Annotated in this window: 3 protein-coding genes; 1 reads left to right on the top strand and 2 read right to left on the bottom strand. The window is 41.2% G+C overall.

What is annotated here, in order from left to right; translation table 11 throughout:
* Positions 1–53 precede the first annotated feature (53 nt).
* Together BGC07_RS10785 and BGC07_RS23285 are read right to left on the bottom strand one after the other, a co-directional pair.
* Positions 54–1,013, bottom strand: coding sequence for a cysteine desulfurase-like protein (locus tag BGC07_RS10785; protein ID WP_201258140.1), 960 nt, complete (start codon positions 1,011–1,013; stop codon positions 54–56).
* Between the two features lie 35 nt (positions 1,014–1,048).
* On the bottom strand, positions 1,049–1,294 hold the full coding sequence (locus BGC07_RS23285; RefSeq protein ID WP_201258139.1) for an aminotransferase class V-fold PLP-dependent enzyme: 246 nt from the start codon (positions 1,292–1,294) through the stop codon (positions 1,049–1,051).
* Between the two features lie 162 nt (positions 1,295–1,456).
* On the opposite strand from BGC07_RS23285, the gene BGC07_RS10780 reads away from it, so the two are divergent.
* Positions 1,457–1,804 carry a DUF4286 family protein gene (locus tag BGC07_RS10780; RefSeq protein ID WP_069313119.1) on the top strand — a complete coding sequence of 116 codons (348 nt, stop codon included), beginning with the start codon at positions 1,457–1,459 and terminating at the stop codon, positions 1,802–1,804.
* Positions 1,805–2,474 lie beyond the last annotated feature (670 nt).

The raw sequence follows: 2,474 nt of genomic DNA, 5'->3' as shown, positions 1-2,474 counted from the left end.
AAACCAAAATAAGCGCCATAGCCCCGGCCATAACGCTGTTATATTTTAACTAATTAAGCTAAAACAATAGAAGCTAACTCTTCAAAAAGCATATCGATTTCTTCATAACTATTGTAGTGAGTTAAGCCAATACGCAATACACCACCTTGCTGGTCAAGCCCCGTCGCCTTACCCAATAACTCGGCATAAAATAAACCATGCCAAACACAAATACCCGCCTTACCCAAAGCTTCGGCAATCTTAGCAGGGCTGGCCTGATCAAAAGTCAGTGCAAATGTCGGCGTGCGTTCTGAAACATCACTGAGCTTAGTTAAACCATACAACTTATAGCCGGTAAAATTTTCCAACCCTTTGAAAAAATATTCAGCAAGCTGATTCTCATAGGCACGCAAAGTTTCAAAGCCGCTGACAAGCTGCTGACGACGTGAGGAACCGGTGCCTAAACCTGCCAAATAATCTATCGCTGCAACCATCCCAGCAAGTCCTTCAAAGCTCTGTGTTCCTGTTTCAAACTTAGCTGGAACAGTGTTAGGTGCGGGAAAAACCTTATAAGGCGTTAATGTTGATAAATGCTGATGTTTACCGTAACAAATGCCCACGTGCGTACCAAAAAATTTATAAGCTGAACAGGCCAGAAAATCACAATCGATGTCTTTTACATCGATACTGCAATGCGGAGCAAAATGCACAGCATCAACATAGACCTGCGCACCGACACGATGAGCAAGTTCAGTGACCTTTTTCACATCCACTAACGTCCCTGATAAGTGCGAGGCATGCGTCACCGCAACTAAGCGTGTTTTCTCATTGATAAGTGATTGCAAATGATCCATATCTAATCGACACTCTGGCAATATTGCCTTAGCAATATGCACCTTAACTCCCATATCGCGTGCCGCTTGCTGCCAGGTCGACGTATTGGCAGCATGGTCAAGCTCTGTAATGATAATCTCATCACCCGCTTGCCAAGTTTGTGCAATGGCTCGACTCATCGAAAAAGTTAAGCTTGTCATATTCGCACCGAAAAAAAGCTTCGTTATTTTCAGCATTAAAAAAATTCAGCCGCCGCCTGACGCGCTTCTACCAGCACATTAACGGTTTCTTGACTAGTGATATAAGCTCCACCTAAATTGCTGTTAGACTGGGCCAGGTAATTCGACATTGCATCCAGCACAGCTTGAGGTGCTTGCGTCCCCCCAGGCCCATCAAAAAAGATAATTTCTCGCCCTTGTTGCTTACGCGATAAGGCTGGGAACTTTTTGCGTAATGATTGAACATCCAAATCTTGCTGCATCACTCTCTCCTTAGTTTCCATATTCACATCAAACAAATAAACTTGCTGCATGCATCACATCATATCATTTTAACCAATGCAAGCGATCTGTATTGCAGTTATGCTTTAATCACCATAAAATATCGGCGAAGCAGGATAATTTTTAGACGAAGGGTTTATAATATGGTTATTTATGAAGTGAATTTGAATATCGATATTGGCATTTTTGATGAGTATAAGTCTTGGCTCACTTTACACATGAAAGAGATGATGAGCTTTAAAGGCTTTTTAAAGGCGGATTTGTGCGATGATATAGAAAATGACCGCGGACTAACAGAGCAGGCCGTCACTAAAAACTTAACCGCTCTCTATCTCATCGATTCTGAGAAAAACTTACAACACTACTTCGACCATTACGCAAAATCCATGCGCGATGATGGCATTAAACAATTTGGCAATCAATTTCGTGCCACCCGCAAAATCTTCAAAGTATCAAAATCATTTAACAACTCATCAGTGAATGAAAAATAACAAAATTATAGCCCTTCCCTTTTTATAAATAGTCACAAAAAAAGAAGGGCTATTAAATGGAATCCACATACTAGTTTAGCATTCGTGACTTAAGCACTGTCTTTGCAAAGGCCAGTTTACATCGACTCTACACAGTGGTTTCTTTCAAAGCGATTGCTATAGCACCATTGGACTTCTTTCTAGCAAATTCCTTTATTTGTGTCTCGCTTATACTACCATGCTTACTCTCATAACATCCACAACGGCCTAGCTTATAGCGCTTAAAAAGCTCTGCACAAAACCGCCTCTTGTACTGTCTTTGTAGTGTTGATTGTACATCATTTTTCGCCCTCACAATATTGTACAGCACTCGAAGCAGCTATTGGCGGGCTTTTTATTATTCTCTGAAGCTGTTTTATAAAATAAAAGTGTTTCCTCGCTTTTATCGCGAGAGACGTCAAGTAGAAGCTCTTTTGAGTCCGCGTCACTTTCTGCAGTTGATGAATTTATATGAGTCAAGTCATTCAACTGGGAAGGTCAGTAGTACCACGTCTTGATATCTTTGTGCGACCTTTCCTATGTAAGGGTTATCGAAAGCACCAGGGTAATCAAAAGGCGCATTAGCAAGGGCATTTTTATATTTCACGCTCAAGTTTGGACTATTTTTATGAAACACCAACCCAAAGCCGGT

Source organism: Piscirickettsia litoralis, assembly GCF_001720395.1.
In the GTDB taxonomy this organism is placed as follows: domain Bacteria; phylum Pseudomonadota; class Gammaproteobacteria; order Piscirickettsiales; family Piscirickettsiaceae; genus Piscirickettsia; species Piscirickettsia litoralis.
This window is presented reverse-complemented; position numbering and strand designations above follow the sequence as displayed.

Coding starts and splice junctions, on each gene's coding strand:
- BGC07_RS23285 (WP_201258139.1), bottom strand. CDS start 1,294: ATGCAGCAAGATTTGGATGTTCAATCATTACGCAAAAAGTTCCCAGCC.
- BGC07_RS10780 (WP_069313119.1), top strand. CDS start 1,457: ATGGTTATTTATGAAGTGAATTTGAATATCGATATTGGCATTTTTGAT.
- BGC07_RS10785 (WP_201258140.1), bottom strand. CDS start 1,013: ATGACAAGCTTAACTTTTTCGATGAGTCGAGCCATTGCACAAACTTGG.